Annotated in this window: 19 protein-coding genes and 1 other annotated feature; of the genes, 2 read left to right on the top strand and 17 right to left on the bottom strand. The window is 37.5% G+C overall.

Translation table 11 applies throughout. The features are described 5' to 3' along the window. Positions 1-3: 3 nt before the first annotated feature. The 5 genes from SBH76_RS03145 to SBH76_RS03165 all read right to left on the bottom strand — a co-directional run bounded on the left by SBH76_RS03145 (position 4) and on the right by SBH76_RS03165 (position 4,609). Complete coding sequence (locus tag SBH76_RS03145; protein ID WP_317976740.1) at positions 4-279, bottom strand: hypothetical protein; 276 nt, start codon at positions 277-279, stop codon at positions 4-6. A gap of 40 nt (positions 280-319) precedes the next feature. Further along, a complete protein-coding gene (locus SBH76_RS03150) occupies positions 320-2,512 on the bottom strand; it encodes a DUF6449 domain-containing protein (RefSeq protein ID WP_317976741.1) in 2,193 nt (730 codons plus the stop codon). Beyond that, positions 2,481-3,380, bottom strand: a complete 900-nt coding sequence (locus SBH76_RS03155) for an ABC transporter ATP-binding protein (protein ID WP_009663034.1) — start codon at positions 3,378-3,380, stop codon at positions 2,481-2,483. The genes SBH76_RS03150 and SBH76_RS03155 overlap by 32 nt, the downstream gene beginning before the upstream one ends. Further along, positions 3,377-3,757, bottom strand: coding sequence for a GntR family transcriptional regulator (locus tag SBH76_RS03160; protein ID WP_009663067.1), 381 nt, complete (start codon positions 3,755-3,757; stop codon positions 3,377-3,379). The genes SBH76_RS03155 and SBH76_RS03160 overlap by 4 nt, the downstream gene beginning before the upstream one ends. A gap of 435 nt (positions 3,758-4,192) precedes the next feature. Further along, positions 4,193-4,609: a hypothetical protein gene (locus SBH76_RS03165; protein WP_317976742.1), complete on the bottom strand. Its 417-nt coding sequence runs from the start codon at positions 4,607-4,609 to the stop codon at positions 4,193-4,195. A gap of 251 nt (positions 4,610-4,860) precedes the next feature. On the opposite strand from SBH76_RS03165, the gene typA reads away from it, so the two are divergent. Together typA and SBH76_RS03175 are read left to right on the top strand one after the other, a co-directional pair. After that, positions 4,861-6,696: a translational GTPase TypA gene (gene typA, locus SBH76_RS03170; protein ID WP_314098798.1), complete on the top strand. Its 1,836-nt coding sequence runs from the start codon at positions 4,861-4,863 to the stop codon at positions 6,694-6,696. Positions 6,697-6,867: 171 nt separating this feature from the next. Beyond that, positions 6,868-9,861 (top strand): transglycosylase domain-containing protein, encoded by a 2,994-nt coding sequence (locus tag SBH76_RS03175; RefSeq protein WP_317976743.1) that lies wholly within the window; start codon positions 6,868-6,870, stop codon positions 9,859-9,861. Positions 9,862-9,907: 46 nt separating this feature from the next. Here SBH76_RS03175 and SBH76_RS03180 read toward each other — a convergent pair whose 3' ends face one another. The 12 genes from SBH76_RS03180 to SBH76_RS03235 form a co-directional block, all read right to left on the bottom strand. Continuing rightward, positions 9,908-10,699, bottom strand: a complete 792-nt coding sequence (locus tag SBH76_RS03180; protein ID WP_314098800.1) for an ABC transporter ATP-binding protein — start codon at positions 10,697-10,699, stop codon at positions 9,908-9,910. Next, complete coding sequence (locus SBH76_RS03185; protein WP_317976744.1) at positions 10,686-11,585, bottom strand: ABC transporter permease; 900 nt, start codon at positions 11,583-11,585, stop codon at positions 10,686-10,688. Before SBH76_RS03185 ends, SBH76_RS03180 begins: the two co-directional genes overlap by 14 nt. A gap of 8 nt (positions 11,586-11,593) precedes the next feature. After that, positions 11,594-12,661 (bottom strand): ABC transporter substrate-binding protein, encoded by a 1,068-nt coding sequence (locus SBH76_RS03190; protein ID WP_317976745.1) that lies wholly within the window; start codon positions 12,659-12,661, stop codon positions 11,594-11,596. An 80-nt stretch (positions 12,662-12,741) separates the two neighbouring features. After that, positions 12,742-12,968 (bottom strand) — a binding site (T-box leader). Between the two features lie 48 nt (positions 12,969-13,016). Further along, complete coding sequence (locus tag SBH76_RS03195; protein ID WP_317976746.1) at positions 13,017-14,366, bottom strand: MATE family efflux transporter; 1,350 nt, start codon at positions 14,364-14,366, stop codon at positions 13,017-13,019. 3 nt (positions 14,367-14,369) lie between these two features. Continuing rightward, the gene (locus SBH76_RS03200) at positions 14,370-15,647 is read right to left on the bottom strand and encodes an O-antigen polymerase (RefSeq protein ID WP_317976747.1); all 1,278 of its coding nucleotides are present in this window, start codon (positions 15,645-15,647) and stop codon (positions 14,370-14,372) included. Next, the gene (ptsP, locus tag SBH76_RS03205) at positions 15,641-17,365 is read right to left on the bottom strand and encodes a phosphoenolpyruvate--protein phosphotransferase (protein ID WP_317976748.1); all 1,725 of its coding nucleotides are present in this window, start codon (positions 17,363-17,365) and stop codon (positions 15,641-15,643) included. Before ptsP ends, SBH76_RS03200 begins: the two co-directional genes overlap by 7 nt. Positions 17,366-17,378: 13 nt before the next feature. After that, on the bottom strand, positions 17,379-17,648 hold the full coding sequence (locus SBH76_RS03210) for an HPr family phosphocarrier protein (RefSeq protein WP_290650650.1): 270 nt from the start codon (positions 17,646-17,648) through the stop codon (positions 17,379-17,381). A 15-nt stretch (positions 17,649-17,663) separates the two neighbouring features. Then, on the bottom strand, positions 17,664-18,965 hold the full coding sequence (locus SBH76_RS03215; protein WP_317976749.1) for a CdaR family protein: 1,302 nt from the start codon (positions 18,963-18,965) through the stop codon (positions 17,664-17,666). Further along, positions 18,949-19,821 carry a diadenylate cyclase CdaA gene (gene cdaA / locus SBH76_RS03220; protein ID WP_007593768.1) on the bottom strand — a complete coding sequence of 291 codons (873 nt, stop codon included), beginning with the start codon at positions 19,819-19,821 and terminating at the stop codon, positions 18,949-18,951. Before cdaA ends, SBH76_RS03215 begins: the two co-directional genes overlap by 17 nt. Beyond that, on the bottom strand, positions 19,818-20,783 hold the full coding sequence (locus SBH76_RS03225) for a hypothetical protein (RefSeq protein WP_034214343.1): 966 nt from the start codon (positions 20,781-20,783) through the stop codon (positions 19,818-19,820). Before SBH76_RS03225 ends, cdaA begins: the two co-directional genes overlap by 4 nt. Position 20,784: 1 nt before the next feature. Continuing rightward, the gene (locus SBH76_RS03230; RefSeq protein WP_007593770.1) at positions 20,785-21,192 is read right to left on the bottom strand and encodes a hypothetical protein; all 408 of its coding nucleotides are present in this window, start codon (positions 21,190-21,192) and stop codon (positions 20,785-20,787) included. A gap of 136 nt (positions 21,193-21,328) precedes the next feature. Then, the gene (locus tag SBH76_RS03235; protein WP_317976750.1) at positions 21,329-21,970 is read right to left on the bottom strand and encodes a D-sedoheptulose-7-phosphate isomerase; all 642 of its coding nucleotides are present in this window, start codon (positions 21,968-21,970) and stop codon (positions 21,329-21,331) included.

A 21,970-nucleotide genomic window follows, 5' to 3' on the forward strand; every position in this document is an offset into this window, starting at 1 on the left:
ATATTAAATAAAACCGGCATATTTTATAAGTATAATGATTTGTAACACTATACTTATAATCCCAATAATCATTCTAAAAATCAATGTATTTTTACTTAAATCTTTCCCTAAAATAATCGATTTTATTGAATCATACGCTACGCAAACAGAATACAAACCAAGTGCCAGCATGGTAATCTTATCCCTAATATTTGTTGTATCTACAAAAAATATAGCTATATAGAAAATAAAGATTATGACCCATAGTATACTTAATAATATATTAGCTTCTCTTTTCATAAATTTAATACCCCCTTCACAAGATCCAATATAATATATATTACTTCTTTATTATATCAGGAATATTACCCTTTTTAAACCCATATGAATTGTAGCCTCTGTAAGCCGAACTTTCTAAATTTCCGGTATTGATAATTGCTGCATAATTTCGATTCTCATTCAGATTTTCCTTATAAGGACTGTCACAAATAACCAGTTTATCTAAAATATCTTCTATATCCTTTTTATCTGTAAAGGTCTTTGGCGTAGTCTCACTTGAATAAGACTCAACTTCTTCGATATTATTATCCGGGTCATTATTTTCCCAATCATTATAAGACACATCTATACTTTCCACATACTCTGCCGGGAACTTATATATAACCTCGACATCCATATCCTTTAATAAAGCCAAAGTCTCCTTAAACTCCGGATATATCGGATAAAATCCTACGGACTCCAGCGAATTTGCATATACATTCTCCCATTTGGAATTGACAGCAGTTGTGCTGTCACTTGTATAATTAAATCCGGCATACTTTCTTAAGGCACCTTCCATAAAATCATTATTAAATCTTATGGATGCAAAAGGATAGCTTTTTAACTTTGTTTCATAATCAAGATTCATCAACTCTTTCTTATAAGTTTCCACAAACTTTTTCTTCAACTCATCGTCATGAAACACAATATGAGTATCATTATCCATTATACCGTTAAAATCCACACTTACTATATTCTCAGGATTTTCCGATAGTATAGGATAGCTGCTTTTTTTGTAGCTTTCATCAGCATAAACACTTGAAAGTCCTGAAGTACTTTGATCTAAATCCACATAATAAACTCTGCCTACGGTTCTTCCGTTTTTAAGCTTATATGAGATTAGAACTTTGTCAAAATTTCCATACAACTCCAAATCATATTTTGCAGCTTCTATACCTTGCCTGGCTAACTCCAATACTGCATCTTTATTTTGTATGTCCATTTTCTTTATCAGGTCGGCTTCTATCTTACTGTCACTTGCATAGTCCACATCAACAAATGAGTCATTATAATATCCGTCCGAAATTTCAACTTTATTATAATACTGTTCGGAATTGCTCTCCAAAAGATTTGATATCACCGCTGTGCTCTTTATCTGTGAAGCACTCGGAATATAGCTGTCATACCCGAATATATCAAACTGAAAAGCCGCCGCTATAAATATTGAAATTATTATAAGCACAAGTAATTCAATCTTTTTTGCAAAAATCTTTTTAAAATCCTGATTGTATATGATTTCCATTACACAATGAGTAATAACTCCGCTCACTATAAGTCCGAAAAGCCCCCAGCCAATGCTGTCATTCATTACTTCATATCCCAAAAGATACATAAGTATACTCATAAAGATAACCATCATGGACTTTATAGGCAGCTTTATCACATTAAAGCTGACACTTTTACCTGCCGCCTCTGAGGCTCTTTTCTTATATAGGAAAAGATTTATAAAAAGGAATACTATGCTTGCAAGTATTACTATAATAATTCTTGTAAGCCATTTAAGTTCAAATATATTAAACATCAGCATAAAGCTTGACATATTCGGCAGGACATTTTCAATAATAAATCCTGATGTGTAGTAAGTATCAAAGAATGTACTTTGATATCCCTTCAACACCAATGAAATTAAAGGAAAATAGAAGCTGAAAAATCCGCAGGCCAATATTCCTATAAGCATATTTCCTGTCAGCATTATTGAAAATACTGTCAGAAAATAACTCATTATAAATAATAATGTCCACTCTGCTATAGACCACAATGCCGATGTGATTACAATTATTTCACCGGTATTTGCAAGTATCAAAAGACTTGCCACTATTTCACAGATAATAAACGGTATAAGAACTATAAGTATTCCGTTTATTATCTTAATAAAATAAAGCACCTCTCTTTTCACCGGCAAACTGTGATACATATCTACCTTCTTTTTGGAATAGAGATATGAAAATCCTGACATTGCCATAACCAGAGCCAATACTATAAATATCATTCCAAAAAAAGGATTTTTAACATCTATATAGGAAATAAAGTTTAATGCCAAATCAGCCTTATAAGAGTATGCACTACCTTCATATAAATTAAAACTTATCATCATAGCGGTTGCCACGATAAGCGAAAAGAAAAATATAAGAATACTGATCGCCAGAGTCCAAACTCTTGTTTTAAAGTCCTCTTTCATCAATTTAAAAAATAAGCTTTTTGATGTCATATCCATACACCTCCGTTTCACTTATAAATATCTCTTCAAGGCTGAGTCCCATCATCTCATAGAATACAGGGGAAAAGGACTCCATTTTCTCTCTTATATCCTCCTCACTTCCCTTTATGGTGATTGTGTGCACTCTGCCGCTGTTTTTCACCTGCATAATATCAAGTTCTTTAAGTCTTTCCATATCGAAGTCTTTTTCAAATACACATTGCACCTTATGGATATTCAACTTCATATCGGATACATCCTTTGATAAAAGTATTCCACCCTTATGTAAAAGTCCCACATGATCGCATATATCCTCAAGCTCTCTGAGGTTGTGTGACGCTATTATAGGTGTAAGTCCTCTCTCATCCATCTCCTTTGCAAAAAGACTCTTTACCGCCTGCCTCATTACAGGATCAAGTCCGTCAAATGTCTCGTCGCAGAGCAGATATCTGGTGTTTGCAGCCACTCCTATTGCAATGCAGAGTTGCTTTTTCATACCCTTTGAAAAAGTATTTACCTTTCTGTTGATATCCAGATCAAGTGCCTTCAAGATATCTTGACATTTCTTAACATCAAAGTCTCTGTAAACAGATGTATAAAACTTTATTATCTCTTTCGGTGTGGTATTTGAAAAGAAAAACTGGTCATCTGAAATATAGAAAAACTTTTCTTTTGCCATTATATTTTCAAATACATTTTCATCATCTATAAGTATCTCACCGCTGTCAGGTTTTAGTATTCCGGCAAGTACTTTTAAAAATGTACTCTTTCCCGCACCATTGGTACCTATAAGTCCGAACACATCTCCGTCTCTTATGCTTGCATTGATATTGTCAAGCGCCTTTATATTGTCAAAACTCTTGCTTAAATTCTTTGCTTCTATCATGCTCCCTCCTTCGCTTTATGTTCCGGATAAAACTCTTCCACTTTTTTACAAAATTCTTCCTTACTTATTATCTTTCTTGATTTGTCTACAAGTTCTTCAAGCTCTTTATATATGATGCTTTTCTTATTTTCCTTTATAACATCCATATCAGCTACAAAACTTCCGACACCTTTTACACTGTATACATAGCCTTGGCGCTCCAACTCGATATATGCCTTTTGTATAGTGTTGGGATTTATCGAGAGTTCTACGGCAAGACTTCGTACAGACGGAAGCTTATCGCCGGGCTCCAATGCCCCGATAAGCATAAGATCCGAAAGCCTGTCCATCACCTGTTCGTAGATGGCTCTCTTATCTCTTGAGTCAATTACAATCATAGATTTCTCCTTTTAACTGTATTATCTATCATAGTACAGTTAATATAGCACCTTTTTTATATTTTTTCAATATCAATTGTAAAAATAAGGTGGCTGTCACAAACTATTAATGTGACTCCAAAAGTTAGACTTTTTTAGTGTAGCAGTTTATATGGCTACCATACTTGGATTACTTATACCTTCACCTTCACGAATCACCAAGTCTTGATATGAAATCTCACTTGATAGACATCAACTCTATAATAAAAATTTTCTTTTCGAAAGAGCATTTGCTTGTTTACGAGAACTCATTAATCCTTCATCACCTAACTTCTTCTTGAATTCAAAACCATGTTTTTCCATAAAAAATACCGACCTCCTAATCGTTAGATTTTTGTCTAACTTTTAGGGGTCGATACCAATTGTTAAAGCAACAGCCGTTTTATAAATTCAAAATCAATTGTTTTTTCCTGACACTTCCAAAAGTAATACTGCAATTCCACAAACACCTGCAAGAATGAAACTAATCACTCCAAAACACACATCCATAATATTATTCATATCCATATAATAGATATGTGCAGATACTGTTACAAAAGCTGCAATTATCAAAAACAAATATATAACTACCATTATATTGGAATTTATCTTCTTATCTATACTTAACTTACCTTCTTCATTTTTTTTATCTCTCCTTTTTGAAAATTCAAAAACTACCTCTACAATAAATGCAATGCCACAAACAATATTCAGCACAACACCAAAGACCGCCGTAGCGCTCACCACCCTCATTTCATTATAAAAGAATACTGCCGAATATAGAAATCCTATGGCAAAACAAAAATACATTAAAACTTTAAAAACATTTTTCATAAACTTCAATCCTTAAATATACTCAGGTACCTGTAAATATTAGCTTACTTTAATAATACTATATAAATAAAATGATACAATCCTTTTATTTTTATCTATTATGTGGTATACTAGTAAGGTAGGGTTATTATAATTAAAAATATATAAATACTAACAAACCGAGCCCTTATACTAAATTTATACTATGATATAGCAAAAAAAACAAAAAAATGTTATAATAGATATTTGTAAATTTTTATGAGGAAGAATATATGATAACAAAAAGAGAAGATATAAGAAATATTGCCATTATCGCCCATGTAGACCACGGTAAAACTACATTGGTCGATCAGCTCTTAAAACAAAGCGGTGTTTTCAGGGCAAATCAGGAAGTGGCTGAAAGAGTAATGGACTCAAATGATATAGAGAGAGAAAGAGGAATCACCATTCTATCAAAAAATACCGCTGTGCACTATGGTGATACCAAGATAAATATCATAGATACACCGGGACATGCGGACTTCGGCGGAGAGGTGGAGCGTGTTCTTAAGATGGTAAACGGTGTTGTTTTGGTAGTAGATGCTTATGAAGGCGCTATGCCTCAGACAAAGTTCGTTCTAAGAAAGGCTCTTGAGCTTGACCTTGAAGTACTTTGCCTTATCAATAAATGTGACAGAGAAGAAGCAAGACCTGAGGAGGTTGTTGATGAGATTCTGGAGCTTTTACTTGACCTTGATGCCAATGAGCACCAGCTTGACTGTCCTTTCCTCTTTGCAAGTGCAAGAGGCGGTTGGGCAAGATACAATGTAGATGACACCAACGAGGATATGAAGCCTTTATTTGAGACTATAATCAAGCATATACCTGCACCTACAGGTGATGAAGATGCGGATCCTCAAGTACTTATCAGTACAATCGACTACAATGAATATGTAGGTAGAATCGGTGTAGGTAAGGTTGATAACGGTGTTATCAAAGTAAATCAGGAAGTTGCTTTGGTAAATCACCACGATCCTGATAAGATGAAAAAAGTAAAAATAGGTAAGCTTTACGAATATGAAGGCTTAAACAGAGTAGAAGTAAATGAAGCAAGAATAGGTTCAATAGTAGCCATTTCAGGTATTCCTGATATTCATATAGGAGATACTTTGACATCAGTTGAAAATCCTGAAGCTATACCTTTCCAGAAGATCTCAGAGCCTACCATTTCTATGAACTTTATGGTAAATGACTCTCCTCTTGCAGGTAGAGAGGGAAAGTATATAACTTCAAGACATTTGCGTGAAAGACTCTTTAGAGAGTTAAATACCGATGTCAGCCTTAGGGTGGAGGAAACAGAGTCTCCTGATTGCTTTAAAGTATCAGGTAGAGGTGAGCTTCATCTTTCAGTGCTTATAGAAAATATGAGAAGAGAAGGTTTTGAGTTTGCTGTAAGTAAGGCCGAAGTTATTTATCACTATGATGAGAGAAACCAAAAGCAGGAGCCTATGGAGCTTGCATTTGTAGATGTTCCTGATGAGTTCTCAGGTGCTGTTATTCAAAAACTTACATCAAGAAAGGGTGAGCTTCAGGGAATGAGCCCTACACATGGCGGATATACAAGACTTCAATTCCTTATTCCTTCCCGAGGTCTTATAGGCTACAGAGGTGAGTTTATGACCGACACCAAGGGAAACGGTATTCTCAATACAGAGTTTGACGGTTATGCTCCATATAAGGGTGATATGTTCTATAGAAAGACCGGTTCTCTTATCGCTTTTGAGAGCGGCGAGTCTATTACCTACGGACTTTTCAATGCACAGGAGCGTGGTACTTTATTTATCGGTCCGGGCGAAAAGGTATATGCAGGTATGGTTATCGGTAAGAACGGTAAGGCTGAAGATGTTGAAATCAATGTATGTAAGACAAAGAAACTTACAAATACAAGATCATCCAGTGCGGATGAGGCGCTCAGACTTGTTACACCGAAAGTCATGAGTCTTGAGGAATCACTTGAATTTATAGATACCGATGAGCTTTTAGAGGTAACTCCTGAAAATCTTCGTATCAGAAAGAAAATCCTCGACCCGACACTTAGAAAACGTTCTATGATAAAGTCGAAGCAATAATATATAAAGGTATCCGTTTTTGGATGCCTTTTTTTACTTATTAATAATAGCTTATAAAAAATAAAGATTATTTAAAGCTGATAGCCTATATTAAATTAATGATGTATAATTCGATATAAGGGCAAAAGCTCCGGATTATTTATGTAAATTTATTTTGAAAAGGAAAAAGTGATGAATAAAGAGAATGAAAATAAAACTCCCGAGAAAAGCTCCAAGTCACCCGGATCAAGAAAAAAGAAATATATAAACAAATTTATATTTCAGGCTGTAAAGACATTTTTTCTTGCACTGCTTGTAGTGACCGTTCTTGGAGGTGCCATGGCGGTAGGCATGATAAAGGGTATTATAGACAATGCTCCTGATGTGGACGTTGACAGTATTGTTCCTTTAGGATATGCCACCACGGTATACAATGCATCCGGTCAGGTTACCGATACTCTGGTAATGGCGGGTTCAAACCGTGAAGAGGTAACTTATGACGAACTTCCAAAAGTTCTTATTGACGCTTTTGTGGCAATAGAGGACTCCAGATTTTGGAAGCATAACGGAATAGATACCAGAGCTATACTCAGAGCGGTCAGCGGTGTAATAACCGGAAACAGTTCTTCAGGCGGCGGCTCCACCATAACACAGCAGCTTATAAAGAATAATGTGTTCAACGGCGGTAGAGAAAGAAGTTTCGGAGAAAAGGTAGAAAGAAAATTTCAGGAAATGTATCTTGCCGTAAAGCTTGAAAAACAGATGGATAAAAAGTTGATACTTACAAATTATCTGAATACCATCAACCTTGGAAGCAACTCACTGGGAGTAAAAGTTGCCGCAAGAAGGTACTTCGGAAAGGAAGTATCCGATTTAACTCTTTCTGAAGCCACTGTAATAGCCGGTATAACAAAGGGTCCTACCAAGTACAACCCTATTACCGGTCAGGAGGCAAATTCCGAAAGAAGAAAAATAATACTTCAATATATGTATGAGCAGGGGTATATCACAAAGGAGCAGCAGGAGGAGGCTCTTGCAGATGATGTGTATTCAAGAATCCAAAATATAAATACGCTTGCAAAGGAGAAAAATAATCACTACAGCTATTTTACAGATGCTTTAATTTCACAGGTTACATCTGCATTTATAAATGAACTGGGATATACCGAAACTCAAGCTCATAATCTTTTGTACAGCGGAGGTCTCTCAATATATACCACTCAGGATCCTTCACTTCAGCAGATTGTAGACAGCGAAGTCAACAATCCTGAAAACTATCCTGATACAAAGTATGCACTGGAATACAGACTTACAGTCACAGACAGTGAAAAGAACACACATAATTATTCCGAAAAGGATATTAACAAATACCATTCAGATGTGCTTCACGACGGCTTCAACGGACTTTATACCACTGAAGATGCCGCAAAAGCGGATGCTGAAAGCTATAAAGCCACAGTGGTTAAAGATGGCGATACAGTAGTAGGTGAAAGTGTAAAAACTGTTTTGGAGCCTCAGGTTTCCTTTGTTCTTATGGATCAAAAAACCGGTGCCGTAAAAGCTATAAACGGAGGTAGAGGTGAAAAAACATCTTCTCTTTCTCTAAACAGAGCTACAAATACTACCAGACAGCCGGGTTCAACTTTTAAGGTAATATCATCATTTGCACCTGCGCTTGATACCAGCGGTGATACTTTGGCTACAACCTATTATGATGCCGAATATACAATAGGAGAAAAAACTTTCCAAAACTGGTATGACAAGCAGGGATATATGGGCTGGTCAAGTATTCGTGACGGTATCATATATTCTATGAATATAGTTGCATTAAAAACACTTATGGAAACTGTAACACCGAGAGTCGGCGTACAGTATGCCAAGGACTTCGGTATCAGCACTCTTACCGATCAGGACTACAATGCATCCCTTGCACTCGGAGGTCTTACAAAGGGTGTTACAAACCTTGAACTTACAGGTGCCTTTGCAACAATAGCAAATCAAGGTGTATATACAAAGCCGGTCTTCTTTACAAAGATTGTGGACCACAACGGAAAAACCTTGATTGATAATACTGCTCCACAGAATCACAGAGTTATAAAAGACTCAACCGCATTCCTTCTTACAGATGCTATGGCGGCATCTACAGAGAACAACAGAAAGTTTGCAAGCAGCGGAATAAATATAAATTCCACATCTACCAGAGCTCATCTCGATAATATGAGTGTAGCAGGTAAGTCAGGTACAACTTCCAAGAATGTGGACGTATGGTTTGTAGGATTTACACCATATTATACTGCAGGAGTATGGGCAGGATGTGATGAAAACCAAACTCTTTCAGACAATGGAGGTACAAGCTTCCACAAGGATATATGGCGAAAGATAATGACTAAAGTTTCAGAGGGTTCCGAGGATATAGGATTCCCCGTTCCCGATTCCGTTGAAACCGCCGTTGTCTGCCGAAAGTCCGGAAAACTTCCTATCCCCGGAGTTTGTGACCACGACCCTCGCGGCGATTCCACATATACGGAATATTTTGCCAAAGGAACGGTACCTACAGAAGTATGCGATCACCATACTACAGTAACGGTATGTAGTGAAAGCGGTCTTTTGCCTACTGCAAACTGCCCGACTACAGTTACAAAGGTTGCACTTATAGTTCCAAGCGGACAGTCAAATACCGATGATTCACAGTATGCGGTACCTACGGCAACATGCACCATCCATGGCGGACCGAGTCAAATTATCGATCCTAATGCACCTACGGCAAATGACGGAGACGACGCCGGAGTCGGCGTGTCTCCAAGGGCAAGTGTAAATCATCCGGTTGTAAATCCGAAACAAAATAATGTAACTGTCGGTGTAGCACCGAACGGAGATGTTGTCGGAGCGGCACCGGGAAGTAATTCATCCAGCCAATCACCTAATACAATTGTTGCACCGACTAAGGCAAACTCAAACAGTTCAAAACCTAAGAGGCAGCCTTCAGAAATAAAAATTCCTGAAACTACTACGGCCTCACCTATAAAAACAGGTCCTTCTTCAAAAGAACCTGATGATTCTGACGTATTACACGGTCCCGGAGTTACTCCGACCACTGAAGCACCACGTTCAGGCCCCGGTGCTCATATGTCCACCGAAGGCCCCGGAGGCCAAGGTTCTCCGGTACTTATAGGGCCCGGACAATAATATTCAAACAAAAAAGTGAGCTCTACAATTTGTAGAGCTCACTTTTTTATTCACCTAAAATCATCTTGTCGGTCAATACCGCATCCGTTCCGGAATACAATTCCATTATATCTGAAACCGTCATATTCTTTCTCATATCGCCTTCAAGAACTTTTAAAATACTTCCGTTATTCATAACTATTGTTTTATTTCCGAAATGCAAGGCATCTTTGATATTATGTGTAATCATCAAGGTTGTAATATTATTTTCGGTTACTATCCTGTTAGTTATTTCCATTATCTTCTTACTGGTCTTGGGATCAAGAGCTGCAGTATGCTCATCAAGTAACAGAAGTTCAGGTGTTTCCATGGTAGCCATTAAAAGCGTCAGTGCCTGTCTTTGTCCTCCGCTAAGCCCTCCGACTTCATTTTTCAATCTGTGCTCAAGCCCCAAGCCAAGTTTTGTGCATACAGATTTGAAATACTCTCTGTCACTTCTTCTTACTCCAAGCCCGAATCTCACCTTTTTACCACGGCTGTATGCCAGTCCCATATTTTCTTCTATTGTCATATGAGGTGCTGTACCCTTTAAAGGATCCTGATACAGTCTGCCTATGAATCTTGCTCTTTTATGCTCCTTCATATATGTGATATCAAGGCCGTTATTATATATTCTTCCACTCTCCACTTCTATATTGCCTGCTATCGCGTTTAACATAGTGGATTTTCCTGCACCGTTACTGCCTATTACAGTTACAAAATCTCCGTCATTTAATTTAAGATTCAAATCACGTAAGGCTTTTTTCTCATTTACGGTGTCCTTATTAAATATTACATTAACATTTTTAATTTCCAGCATGTATCTTTCTCCATCTTACAATTGTAGGCTTTATCAAAGGTATGCTTATTGCGATAACAACTATTACCGCTGAGAAGAGCTTTAAATATATGGCAGGAAGCCCAAGTCCGAATGCTACCGCAAGCATTATACGATATATTATCGCACCTACTACCACGGCAATCAAATGTCTTAACATCCCTCTTTTTCCTATAACAGTCTCTCCGATTATGATACTTGCAAGTCCAAGTACCAGCATTCCGGTTCCTACTCCATGTGTAGCTGTCATATTGTACTGTGCATATATTGCGCCGGAGAAGGCTACTATAAGATTACAAAGTGCAAATCCCAGTATTTTCATAGCATCGGTATTTATACTTGAACTTCTTACCATTGCCTCATTATCACCGGTAGCTCTAAGAGAAAGTCCTATCTGAGTCATTAAAAACAACTTTAATGCGGCTACCAAAACAACAACAATTATAAACAGTAAAATCAACTTTCCTATATCGGTTGTACCTATAAAAAACTTTCCTTCAAAAGGAGTAAATACAGTCTTTTCACCGTAGAAGAAAACACTTGGCTTATCACCCATTACAAAGAGATTTATAGAATACAGGCCTGTCATTGTAAGTATTCCTGCCAATATAGCATGGATTTTCAATTTTGTATGAAGTATGCCTGTGACAATGCCTGCAATCATTCCGCCTAAGGCACCCATTAAAAGTCCCATAGCCGGATTTTTAGCTACAGACCATATAGCACTGTAAGCCAGGCCTGTAACAAAACTTCCGTCCACCGTCAAATCCGGCAGGTCCAAAATTCTGAAAGCTATAAATAATCCCAGTGATAATATTGCAAATATCAGTCCAAGTTCAATACTACCAAGTAATGTTGATAATGTCATTTTTACTCCTATTTATTTGATTTAATCTCGACAAATTTCTTGTCTGTTTTGATGCTCTCAGGTATCTCAATACCGAGTGCGGCAGCTGTATCTGTATTTACATAGATAAACAAATCATCCTTAAATACTTTTACAGGGATTTCATTTACAGATTTTCCCTTAAGTATTTCATCCACCATCTTGGCTGTTTCTTTTCCGAGATCTGTATAGTCAATACCCACTGTAGCAAGACCGCCGTCCATTACCATAGAGTCGGCACCTACATATATAGGCTTTTTAGCCTTTATTGCCTCTGATGTAAGTATAGGCATAGCCTCTGCAACAGTATTGTCGTTTGATACAAATATCATATCCACTTTTTCAAAAAGTGATGCTGCTGCTGTTTGAAGGTCGGCACTTGTTGAAATACTTACTGTTTCAAGCTCAAGATTTTTCTCTTTTACATAGTTTTCCAGTAATCCGAGATTAGTTACAGAATTGTCCTCTCCGGGATTGTATATAAAGCCTACCTTCTTTACATCAGGAGTAATTTGAAGTGCCAGATCCATTATCTTATCAATCTGTACTGCATCACTTGTTCCTGTCATTCCCTTGTCAGGAGCATTCATATCTGTAAGTATTCCTGCACCTATGGGATCTGTAACTGCAGAGAAAACTACAGGTGTTGACTTTGTTAAACTCATAGCTCCCTGTGCTACAGGTGTAGCAATACCTACCACAACATCCTGCTTATCACCCTCAAATCCCTGAACTATACTTGTGATATTTGACATATCTCCCTGTGCATTTTGGAATGTTATCTTAACATTCTCACCGTCCACATATCCCAGGTTCTTTAACTCATCTTTAAATGAATTATATATTATATCAAGCGACTTATGCTCAACCAGCTGAATCACTCCGATTTTTTTCATCTCCGTGCTGTCTGAAGTCTGCGCTTTTGCACTCTCTGCAGCACTGCTGTCTGCTGCTGTAGTTTCCGTATTAGTGCTCTGCGCCGTATCAGCCTTCGGTGTACATCCTGCCATCAAAGCCGCACCTATTGCAATAATTCCAAGTTTCTTTATTAAATTCATCTTCTCCTCCTTAAGGCATTCGATATAGAGATATATTTACCGACAGTGACCTTTGCACAAAAAAACGCAGGCCCTCTTATCCAAAGGACAAGCAAAGCCTGCGGTACCACCTTCATTAGTAAAAATACTCTCTCTAAAAAAATGCCGACACATTTTCTGCCCGGTAACGGGAGCACCCGTCTTAGCTACTTGTTTCCTTTCACCTCGCCCTCATGGGTCCATATTAAAATCGTCATCCCTATCGGTTCTCAGCACCTCCGACTCTCTGTGAGTAACTAATTTCTTTTCTCCCAATCAACGGTTTTATTAATTTATACTGTAAAAACTTAAAATTGTCAACATTTACCACTAGAATTTATGCATTTATTTTCCTAAAAAATTTCACTATAAGCGGCATTACAATAATAAATGAAATAATATCCGCCACCGGTTGTGCAAGCTGTATCCCGTATATTCCAAGAAATTTCGGCAATATAAGCACCATAGGAACAAATGTAATACCGCTTCTTAAAAACGAGGCTATTGATGAAGCCAGATTCTCTCCCGCTCCCTGAAACATCATACTGGCGGCAAGCGTAATAGGCGATAAAAATAAAACCACACATTGTGCTCTTAAGGCAAAGGTTCCAATATTTATAACATCGGCATCATCTCTGAATAAACCTATTATATGTCCTGAAAATATAAGTGAGACAACACTTAAAATTCCTATTATTATCATACTGAGTCCACAGCAAAATACAAAAGCCCTCTTCATACGCTTAAACTTCTTTGCACCGTAGTTAAAAGCCGATACGGGTTGAAATCCCTGTGAAATTCCAAGTGCAACTGCAAATATAAAATTACATACTCTGCCGACAATACTCATAGCCGCAATGGCCGCGTCACCATAAGGCATGGACATATAGTTTAAAACCATAGTTGAAACACTCATCATTCCCTGTCTTATCAGACTCGGAAAGCCCGTCTCCAATATATTTACAATATCCTTTGCATCCTTTGATACTGCTGATAGTCTAAGCCTGGAAACGGTTCTTTCTCCACCGAACATCGCAAGCAATACAAAAAAGCTTATAACCTGTGAAACCGCAGTTGAGATGCCTGCCCCCAAAGTACCCATATTAAATACAAATATAAATATCGGGTCTCCGATAATATTTAATACTCCACCAAGAGTAAGACCTACCATTGCAAGTGCAGCTTTACCCTCATATCTCAGAACATTATTCAGCACACAGCTTCCTGTCATAAAAGGAGCTGAAAGAAGTATACAGATACCGTAGCTCTTTGCATAGGGCATTATCGTATCGGTACTTCCCATCAGTCTAAGCAAAGGCTCCATAAATACTATGCCGAAGATCATTATAAGCACACCCAAAACAAGTGACATAAAAAATCCTGTAGATGCAAACTTTATGGCCTCATCGTCCTGTTTATTTCCAAGCTTTCTGGATATATTTGAGCCGCAACCGTGACCGCACATAAATCCGAGTGCCTGATTTATCGTCATCAAAGAGAATACTATACCTATAGCGGCAGAAGCACTGGTTCCGAGCTTTCCGACAAAAAATGTATCCGCCATATTGTAAATATTCGTTACAAGCATACTTATGATAGTGGGAATGCTGAGCCGTAAAATCAGTTTTTCTACAGGAGTCTCTGTCATTTCCCTGTACTGCCTGTCTAGGGCATTCATATTTTCCATAAGCTACCTACCTTTCTGCTCACATATAAAAAATATCGACATTGTCACTATAAAATAAAACCATGTGGCAGGATTTGAAAACCATGTAGTGAAAAATGAAAGCGCAAGATAAATAAATACTTGTGCATATATAATGTAGAATGTTGCATGCCTTGTACTTCTAATCAATTTCTCAAAGAAATAACCGATGCAGCCAAGTGCCGTGGAAAATACGGCAACACCTGCTATTCCGAAGTCATAAAAGGCATCATAAAATAATGTCACTGTTGTAAGTTCAGTTTTATTTACAAAAATAGGGAAGTCCACTATCTTCGGATATATAAACTTAATTCCGGTAAGTGCCCAAAGAGGAAACAGCCCCTTTAACCCGAAGCTGTATTTCGGCAATTCCTTTATCAAAGTATCCAAATTGTCATAATTATTTGCAATATAAATATATGGCTGACTTATAAATATAGGCAGATTATATTTCATTTCAAATATACCGTTAAGATACTCCACATTATGGCTTCTTGCCACAGAAAGCAATAAATATACCGGAACGATAAATACTATAACGCTCACAAAATATACAGGTCTTATCCTTTCCCTCTTTAATATAAGTAAGGTTACAAAGGCAAGAAGCACAGCAAACATAAACTGAAATCTTGATACACAAAGTATCGGTATCGCCATAGCAATAATATTTGCTAAAACCAAAAATATTATCTTTATAATCCCAAGTCTGCTCTCTTCATTTAAGTAGACAATACTGAAAGCCGGCACCAAAATACAGCTTACTGTAAAGTAATGTACTCCAGAAATATGAAAATAAGAGTATGCATGAGGAACACCTTTTTCAAAAAGAGGAATAAAGTCCAGTACAATGGCCTCTATATTAAAAGCTGTCAAAGATGTGAGCGCAAGTATAATGATACATGCATACATCATATCTTCATTGCTTCTTTCAAGCACTCTCTCTCCGTTTGAATAAGGATTCCCCTTAATCGCCTTCAATATTTCAAATACAATATAAAAACATCCGAAGGCCAGACAAAAGCAGATCCATGTGGTATCTCCCCATGGTTTTGCAAGGTATGAAAGCTTCATAGCTGCAAGACCCTCACCGCCGATAAACGCCAGTGCAAAAACACCTCTAAGATTTACCAATGATTTTGAGTATCTGTATTCCTTAATATACAGATATAATGCCGCCAAAATTAGAACAAACCCGGACAGGGCATAACGCTCCATCCGGGATAATACATACGCTAATAAACTGCAAACAGTGTATATTAACATCCAAGCTCCTCTGTCAATTTCTTTAAGTACTCTTTAATCTCACTCTCTGTTGACATCTCAAGCACCTTATCCACCTTAGCTTTCAAGTCCTTGCTGTCACACCCGGAAATTATCTGTCTGGACTTCAGTATACTTGAAGCCGACATTGAAAATTCATCCATTCCCCATGCTAAAAGTGCAGGAATAAGCAAAGGATCCGCCGCAGCCTCACCGCACATTCCGACCATTATTCCGGCCTTTTTACCTTCTGTTATAATTCTGTTGATACTTCTGAGTACTGCAGGTGAAAATGGTGAATACAGACCTGCAATCTTTACATTTCCTCTGTCTACGGACATTGTATATTGAATAAGATCATTGGTACCTATACTGAAGAAATCCACCTCTTTTGCGAATATATCGGCAAGTAATGATGCAGCTGCGGTCTCAACCATGATACCGACTTCTATATTCTTATTGTATGCAATATTCTTTTCATCAAGTTCTTTCTTTATATCATTTATAAGCGCCTTAGCTTCTCTGATTTCATCCATGGATGTAACCAGCGGCAACATTATTTTGATATTTCCGAAAGCACTTGCACGAAGCAATGCTCTAAGCTGCGGTATATAAATATCATCTTTTCTGTCAAGGCAGAGTCTTATGGCACGATATCCGAGGAAAGGATTCTCATCCTGTACTATTCCCATATAAGGGATTTCCTTATCACCGCCTATGTCAAGAGTTCTGATAATAACAGGCCTTCCTTCCATGGCAACAGCTACTTCCTTGTAGCTTTCAAACTGCTCTTCTTCGGTAGGCATACAGTCTCTGTCCATAAATAAGAACTCGGTTCTAAAAAGTCCGATACCTTCGCCGCCGTTTTCAATTACCTTTTTTGCATCCTCAGGGCTTCCGATATTTCCGGCTATTTCCACCTTCTTACCGTCCTTAGAAATACTTGGCAATTCTCTGTATTTCTTTAACAGTTCCTTGTTTGCATCATACTTTTTCTTTTTATCCTCATACTCGGTTTTTTCGACATCTGTCGGCAGTATAATGACCTCTCCGCTCTCACCGTCAAGAAGTATATCCGTGTCGTCACTTATATCCTCAGGAAGATTTGAAATTCCCACTACTGCAGGTATTTCAAGTGCTCTTGCAAGAATAGCCGAATGTGAGGTCTTTCCTCCAAACTGTGTAACTATTCCGAGCACATTCTCTGGATTAAGTCCTGCCGTCATAGAAGGTGTCAAATCCTTTGCAACCAGAATACTGCCATAAGGAAGTTTTGAAAGATCGGTATTTTCTATACCGAGTATCTTCTTTATAAGTCTTGTTTTAATATCAAGCATATCGGTAGCTCTTTGCTGCATAAGTTCATTGTCCATTGAAGCAAATACGGCGGCATACTGATTACATACCTCTTCTATCACATACTCCGCACAAACACTTTCACCTTTTATGCGATTAACTATCTCATCCACAAGCATAGGGTCGGACATAAGCATAATATGTCCAAACAAAATCTCCGCTTCCTTCGCTGAAGCATTCTTTTCTAAAGCCTGCGACATCTCTTCAGTCTCAGCCTTAGTTATGTCCAGAACTCTCATGAAGCTATTAACTTCAGCTTCACTGTCTGAAACAGTTCTCTTTACAACTTCCACATTTTGTTCTCTGACTACTTTTGCAACTCCGATACCGATACCCTCGGCAGCTCCTACGCCATAAATTTTCATTATAAACCTCTACTTACTTTAACTCACCAAAACCTGAATTTATCAAATTCTTTAAAGCTTCCAAAGCCTCTTTCTCATCCCTGCCGTCACATGTTATCTTAATGGTATCACCACATTTTACACATGCCGCAAGCACACTCAGAACACTCTTGGCATTTGCTGTAGCATCCTTAAATATAATATTTATTTTAGAATCATATTTCAATGCTTCCTTGCATAAATTACCTGCCGGCCTTAAATGCAATCCACTTGGGTTTATCACCTTAAGTTCTTCTGAAACCATCCTAAAAAACCTCCCTTAGTTTTCAGCAGCAGAGCTGCTCTCTTCACTGCTGCTCTGCTCTACTGTAGTTGTCGTTTCATTTCTTTCATTTGCGGGACTTCCTATCATAACCTCAAAAGGAGTATATGAATCCACACTCAGACCTGTAGGCAATTCAAATGTAAGAGTTCCGTTATTGGCTCCTGCCGACATCTTACTTACATCAAGAGTAGCCTTAATATCTGAATTTGATACAGTTTCAAGATTTGCGCTAAGTCCTGAAACCACAACAGTTATCCTCTCAGGTATAATATTTGTTGAAACTCCGGTTCTTGATCCCTTTATCTCCAAATCTCCTATTGTCAAAGTCACAGACTTCTTATCAAGGGCCTCCACTTTCAATGTCACCTTAATATTTGTATCACCCACTGCCGATACATTTTCCGGAAGAAAATTTTTCACATCGACATCTACAATCACATCACTTGTCGCTCCCTCAACACTGAGCGCCGTTGCAGGTATTGTGACAGCATCAAGTCCTTCAAGTACTTCAGGTTGTCCACGTACCTGTATAGATTTTGTACTGCTCTCTGCACCTGAAAATATATAACCCTCGGCCGCTTCTCCACCTACTTCAAAGTTTAATGCCAAAGTTCTTCCGTTTAACATTACGATACTGTAATTTACCGTATCAAAGCTCTTGGTAACTCTACTGTCGGATATTATAAAAGCATTTCCGTTGGCATCAAAATACTTCAGCTCGGCTTTTCCGCTTACATTCCCGTCCATTCCGTCGACATCAATCTCCACGCCGACTTTACTTATTTGTCCGATAACTGATACCGGACCTGTGACCGCCACCGTATTCTTATCAAGCCTTACCTCACCCACAGAATAACCGTCCGACGGAGTACCGGTAATCTTGGTAGTCATAGTAAATTCTTTTCTTTGCAAATCCTCAATACTTATTCTGACAATACTAGGCTTTGAAGTAACCGCACCTGAAATCAGATTTTTATTGTTCAACACTTCAACAGATATCGGTACAGCACCCGTTATGTCATACATATCTCCAAGATCTATTGAAGCCTTAAAATCTGACGCCGATATCTTGCTCTCATCTCTTGAACGTACTTCATAACTTACAGTTACCGTATTTGCTCCCATTAAAGAATAAGTCTTACCTGCATCGGTAATAACATTGGCATTTAAAACCTCAAGGTTAACCGTCTGAGATCTTGTAACAACCGGATTTGAAATATTTATTACAACTATCCATACAAAAAATGCTATAGCCAAAGAGCTGATTTTCAAAACAAGATTATTTGTCTTTTTCATTACCTCTTCCTTTCAACAACTTTGACCATAAAGAGCTCTTCTTCTCCTCCGCTGTATTCTCAAGTAAAACGGAGAGCTCCTTTCTCAGTTCCTCACTGTCATTTACCTTTATCAAATTTCCGCCAAGTGCCACAGAAACCCTTCCGGTCTCCTCAGATACTACTATGGTAATGGAATCCGAAACCTCACTTATACCGATAGCGGCTCTATGCCTGGTTCCAAGATCCTTACTGATTCTCATATTCTCAGAAAGAGGCAGATAACAGGTTGCCGACACAATTGTATTTCCTCTTATAAGCACCGCACCGTCATGAAGAGGGGTGTTATGTTCAAAGATATTTATAAGCAATTGACTTGATACAATACCGTTTATCAAAATTCCGGTCTTTTCTATATTTACAAGACTGTCTTTTCTCTCTATAACAATCAAAGCTCCCGTTTTCGGTTTTGACATTGTAAAAGCCGCATTAACAAGCTCTTCTATCGTACTCTCGCCTACATCGTCTGTAATTGCTTTATTGTCAAAAGCAAAAATCTTCATTAAATTTTTATTTCCAAGCTGCTCAAGAGCCTTTCTGAGCTCAGGCGCAAAAATTATAATAAGCGCAGTTACCGCAATGGTTGCAATCCTTCCCAGAATCCACAATATAACATCAAAGTGCAATATATATGCAATAATTGTAAATCCCAATATAATAAGCAAACCCTTTAACAAGGTCCATGCCCTGGTCTTTGTAATCCATGTCATTATTTCATATACAATATATGCAATAATCAGAATTTCAATTATATTGAGTACATCTATATGTGGAAAATATGAAAGCCCATCACGCATCAGCCTCGTGATTATGTTCATTCACTACCCCCATTATTTTTGTTATTCTTTTTCTTTCCCTTTGTACTGAACGATTGTACCTTCTTGTCTGCAGCTGTAATCGTAATCTTAGGAACAGCTTTTACAAAATAATAATAATCATCATCCTCAAACTGGGCATATTCGGACCTGCTGTAATCTACCGAGAAAACAAAGAAATTATACACATATGCAATAATCACAGATATCGCAAGTCCTATTATAAAGTCCAAAAGAGGAGTGGATATATCAAAAATAAAATCTCCGGCAAATATACCAATCAAAATTGTAATAGCACCGGCAGCAATGGCTATCTGCCATGCATAATCCATATTCTGCTTATGCACCATATACACTATAAAGGTGGTAAGCGCAAATACTATTATAAATAAAAGCATAGTTTTATTTGAAAATATACCGTTTATTGCCTGTGAATATCTTTGTGTAATATCTACAGACTGTGTATTTGTCAAAACACCTATGTTCTGCCTCGCAAACATACATGTAAAGTATATAAGTATTCCGGCTGTAATAGGAACAATGCTTACCGCGCTTCCCATAAGTCCTACCACAAGAGGTATAACATACGGTATCTTCACGGCAAAGAGTATCGGTACAAGAATCAAAAGAACACTGTCTCTCTTACCGAATCCATAGTACAAAAATAATGTAAGTATCAGTATTATACCTACCAGTAATGCCAGCTCAAAGGATGCCGTAAACAGATTTATCATTAAAAAACCCGCCACTATTAATACGCCCGCCATATAAGGCAGAAAAGCACCTATTACAGATAATACAATAGGAACCTGTATCACAGAGACTTTATTCTGATAACCCAGATTTATACTTATAAGCATCATAGCTGTAAATAATATTATATATTTAATTCCCTTATCTATTATGGAATGATATTTTGCATAGAAACCTTTCAGGCTGTTTCTAAATACATATAGCTGTAGCATTCTAACCTCCGATATTTGGTGTCTTATCTTTGTTTTCGAATTTTTTTTCAAAATAGTTCAATCTGTCATTGTAGACTTTAAGGCTCCTTTGCGCCTCATCGTACTTTTTTGAAAAAAATCTATATGTAATAAGCTCAAATGCAATCAATCCCAATATATATATAACAATGTAAACTACCGAAAACACTCCGACTGTAGTTACACTGGACATCAACTCTTCCAAATTGTAAAGAACGGCCAAAACAATTATAAGAAGAAAGCAAAAGGTATAAACAAAAAAGGACTTAAGCATTTGTTTACCCACATAATCCTCTTTGAAATAATTATCTATCTCAAACATCTGCTCGCCCTTCCTCTTTTTTAATAATGCTAATTCCGTCATCTGCTTTATTTTCTCTTCGTTTAGCATACTTTCTCCCAACACAAAACTTTCTGCGACATTTTCATTATTATATCATATCTAAGGTTGCATAGCAAATATGGGAGTGGTGTTGATAATAAACTTAAAAAGGCGCACACCTATAAGTGTAGCGCCATATATCATTCTAAAAAAATCTCTCTTCAAGCATCAGGCATAAAGCATGATATACAGGTAGGTGAAGTTCCTGAATCTTGAATGTTTCCTTCTCCGGAACTATTATAATCTCATCACAAAATTCCTTCATCTTTCCGCCGTCTCTGCCTGAAAGTCCTATAGTTTTCATACCCTTGGCTTTAGCTGTGACCAAAGCATAAAGTATATTTTCGGAATTTCCTGAAGTGGATATACCAAGAAATACATCTCCCTCTCTTCCAAATCCGTTGACCTGCTGAGCAAATGAAAGTAAAGGATTACAGTCATTTAAGTATGCAGTTGAAAGCCCTACATGACCTGTAACTGCAATCGACGGCAATGCTCCCTGCAGATTATCGGCTAAAACAGTACCGAGCTTTTCATCAATAGATTTTAATTTATCACAGACTTCTTTTTCCAATTTTCTCGGCTTTACAAAGCCTTTCATAAGTTCCCCGACTATATGCTCCGAGTCGGCGGCACTTCCACCGTTACCGGCAACCAAAAGTTTCCTTCCGCTTGAGTATGCTTCTTCTAAAATCTTGTATGTATTCCAAATGTTATCATAAGCAGTATCAAGTTCGGGATATCTGCTAATCAAGTTATCCAATATTTTTATAATATTTTCTTCCAT

Origin of the sequence: Lachnoanaerobaculum sanguinis (assembly GCF_033242365.1) — a bacterium.
Taxonomy (GTDB): Bacteria; Bacillota; Clostridia; order Lachnospirales; family Lachnospiraceae; genus Lachnoanaerobaculum; species Lachnoanaerobaculum sanguinis.

Bases quoted from the DNA above. Each gene is read 5' to 3' on its own strand.
- SBH76_RS03235 (WP_317976750.1), bottom strand. From the start codon at position 21,970: ATGGAAGAAAATATTATAAAAATATTGGATAACTTGATTAGCAGATAT.
- SBH76_RS03165 (WP_317976742.1), bottom strand. From the start codon at position 4,609: ATGAAAAATGTTTTTAAAGTTTTAATGTATTTTTGTTTTGCCATAGGA.
- SBH76_RS03195 (WP_317976746.1), bottom strand. From the start codon at position 14,366: ATGGAAAATATGAATGCCCTAGACAGGCAGTACAGGGAAATGACAGAG.
- SBH76_RS03185 (WP_317976744.1), bottom strand. From the start codon at position 11,585: ATGACATTATCAACATTACTTGGTAGTATTGAACTTGGACTGATATTT.
- typA (WP_314098798.1), top strand. From the start codon at position 4,861: ATGATAACAAAAAGAGAAGATATAAGAAATATTGCCATTATCGCCCAT.
- SBH76_RS03155 (WP_009663034.1), bottom strand. From the start codon at position 3,380: ATGATAGAAGCAAAGAATTTAAGCAAGAGTTTTGACAATATAAAGGCG.
- SBH76_RS03230 (WP_007593770.1), bottom strand. From the start codon at position 21,192: ATGCTAAACGAAGAGAAAATAAAGCAGATGACGGAATTAGCATTATTA.
- SBH76_RS03215 (WP_317976749.1), bottom strand. From the start codon at position 18,965: ATGAAAAAGACAAATAATCTTGTTTTGAAAATCAGCTCTTTGGCTATA.
- SBH76_RS03200 (WP_317976747.1), bottom strand. From the start codon at position 15,647: ATGTTAATATACACTGTTTGCAGTTTATTAGCGTATGTATTATCCCGG.
- SBH76_RS03175 (WP_317976743.1), top strand. From the start codon at position 6,868: ATGAATAAAGAGAATGAAAATAAAACTCCCGAGAAAAGCTCCAAGTCA.
- SBH76_RS03225 (WP_034214343.1), bottom strand. From the start codon at position 20,783: ATGCTACAGCTATATGTATTTAGAAACAGCCTGAAAGGTTTCTATGCA.
- SBH76_RS03145 (WP_317976740.1), bottom strand. From the start codon at position 279: ATGAAAAGAGAAGCTAATATATTATTAAGTATACTATGGGTCATAATC.
- SBH76_RS03210 (WP_290650650.1), bottom strand. From the start codon at position 17,648: ATGGTTTCAGAAGAACTTAAGGTGATAAACCCAAGTGGATTGCATTTA.
- SBH76_RS03160 (WP_009663067.1), bottom strand. From the start codon at position 3,757: ATGATTGTAATTGACTCAAGAGATAAGAGAGCCATCTACGAACAGGTG.
- SBH76_RS03150 (WP_317976741.1), bottom strand. From the start codon at position 2,512: ATGGATATGACATCAAAAAGCTTATTTTTTAAATTGATGAAAGAGGAC.
- SBH76_RS03190 (WP_317976745.1), bottom strand. From the start codon at position 12,661: ATGAATTTAATAAAGAAACTTGGAATTATTGCAATAGGTGCGGCTTTG.
- SBH76_RS03180 (WP_314098800.1), bottom strand. From the start codon at position 10,699: ATGCTGGAAATTAAAAATGTTAATGTAATATTTAATAAGGACACCGTA.
- cdaA (WP_007593768.1), bottom strand. From the start codon at position 19,821: ATGAACATAATCACGAGGCTGATGCGTGATGGGCTTTCATATTTTCCA.
- ptsP (WP_317976748.1), bottom strand. From the start codon at position 17,365: ATGAAAATTTATGGCGTAGGAGCTGCCGAGGGTATCGGTATCGGAGTT.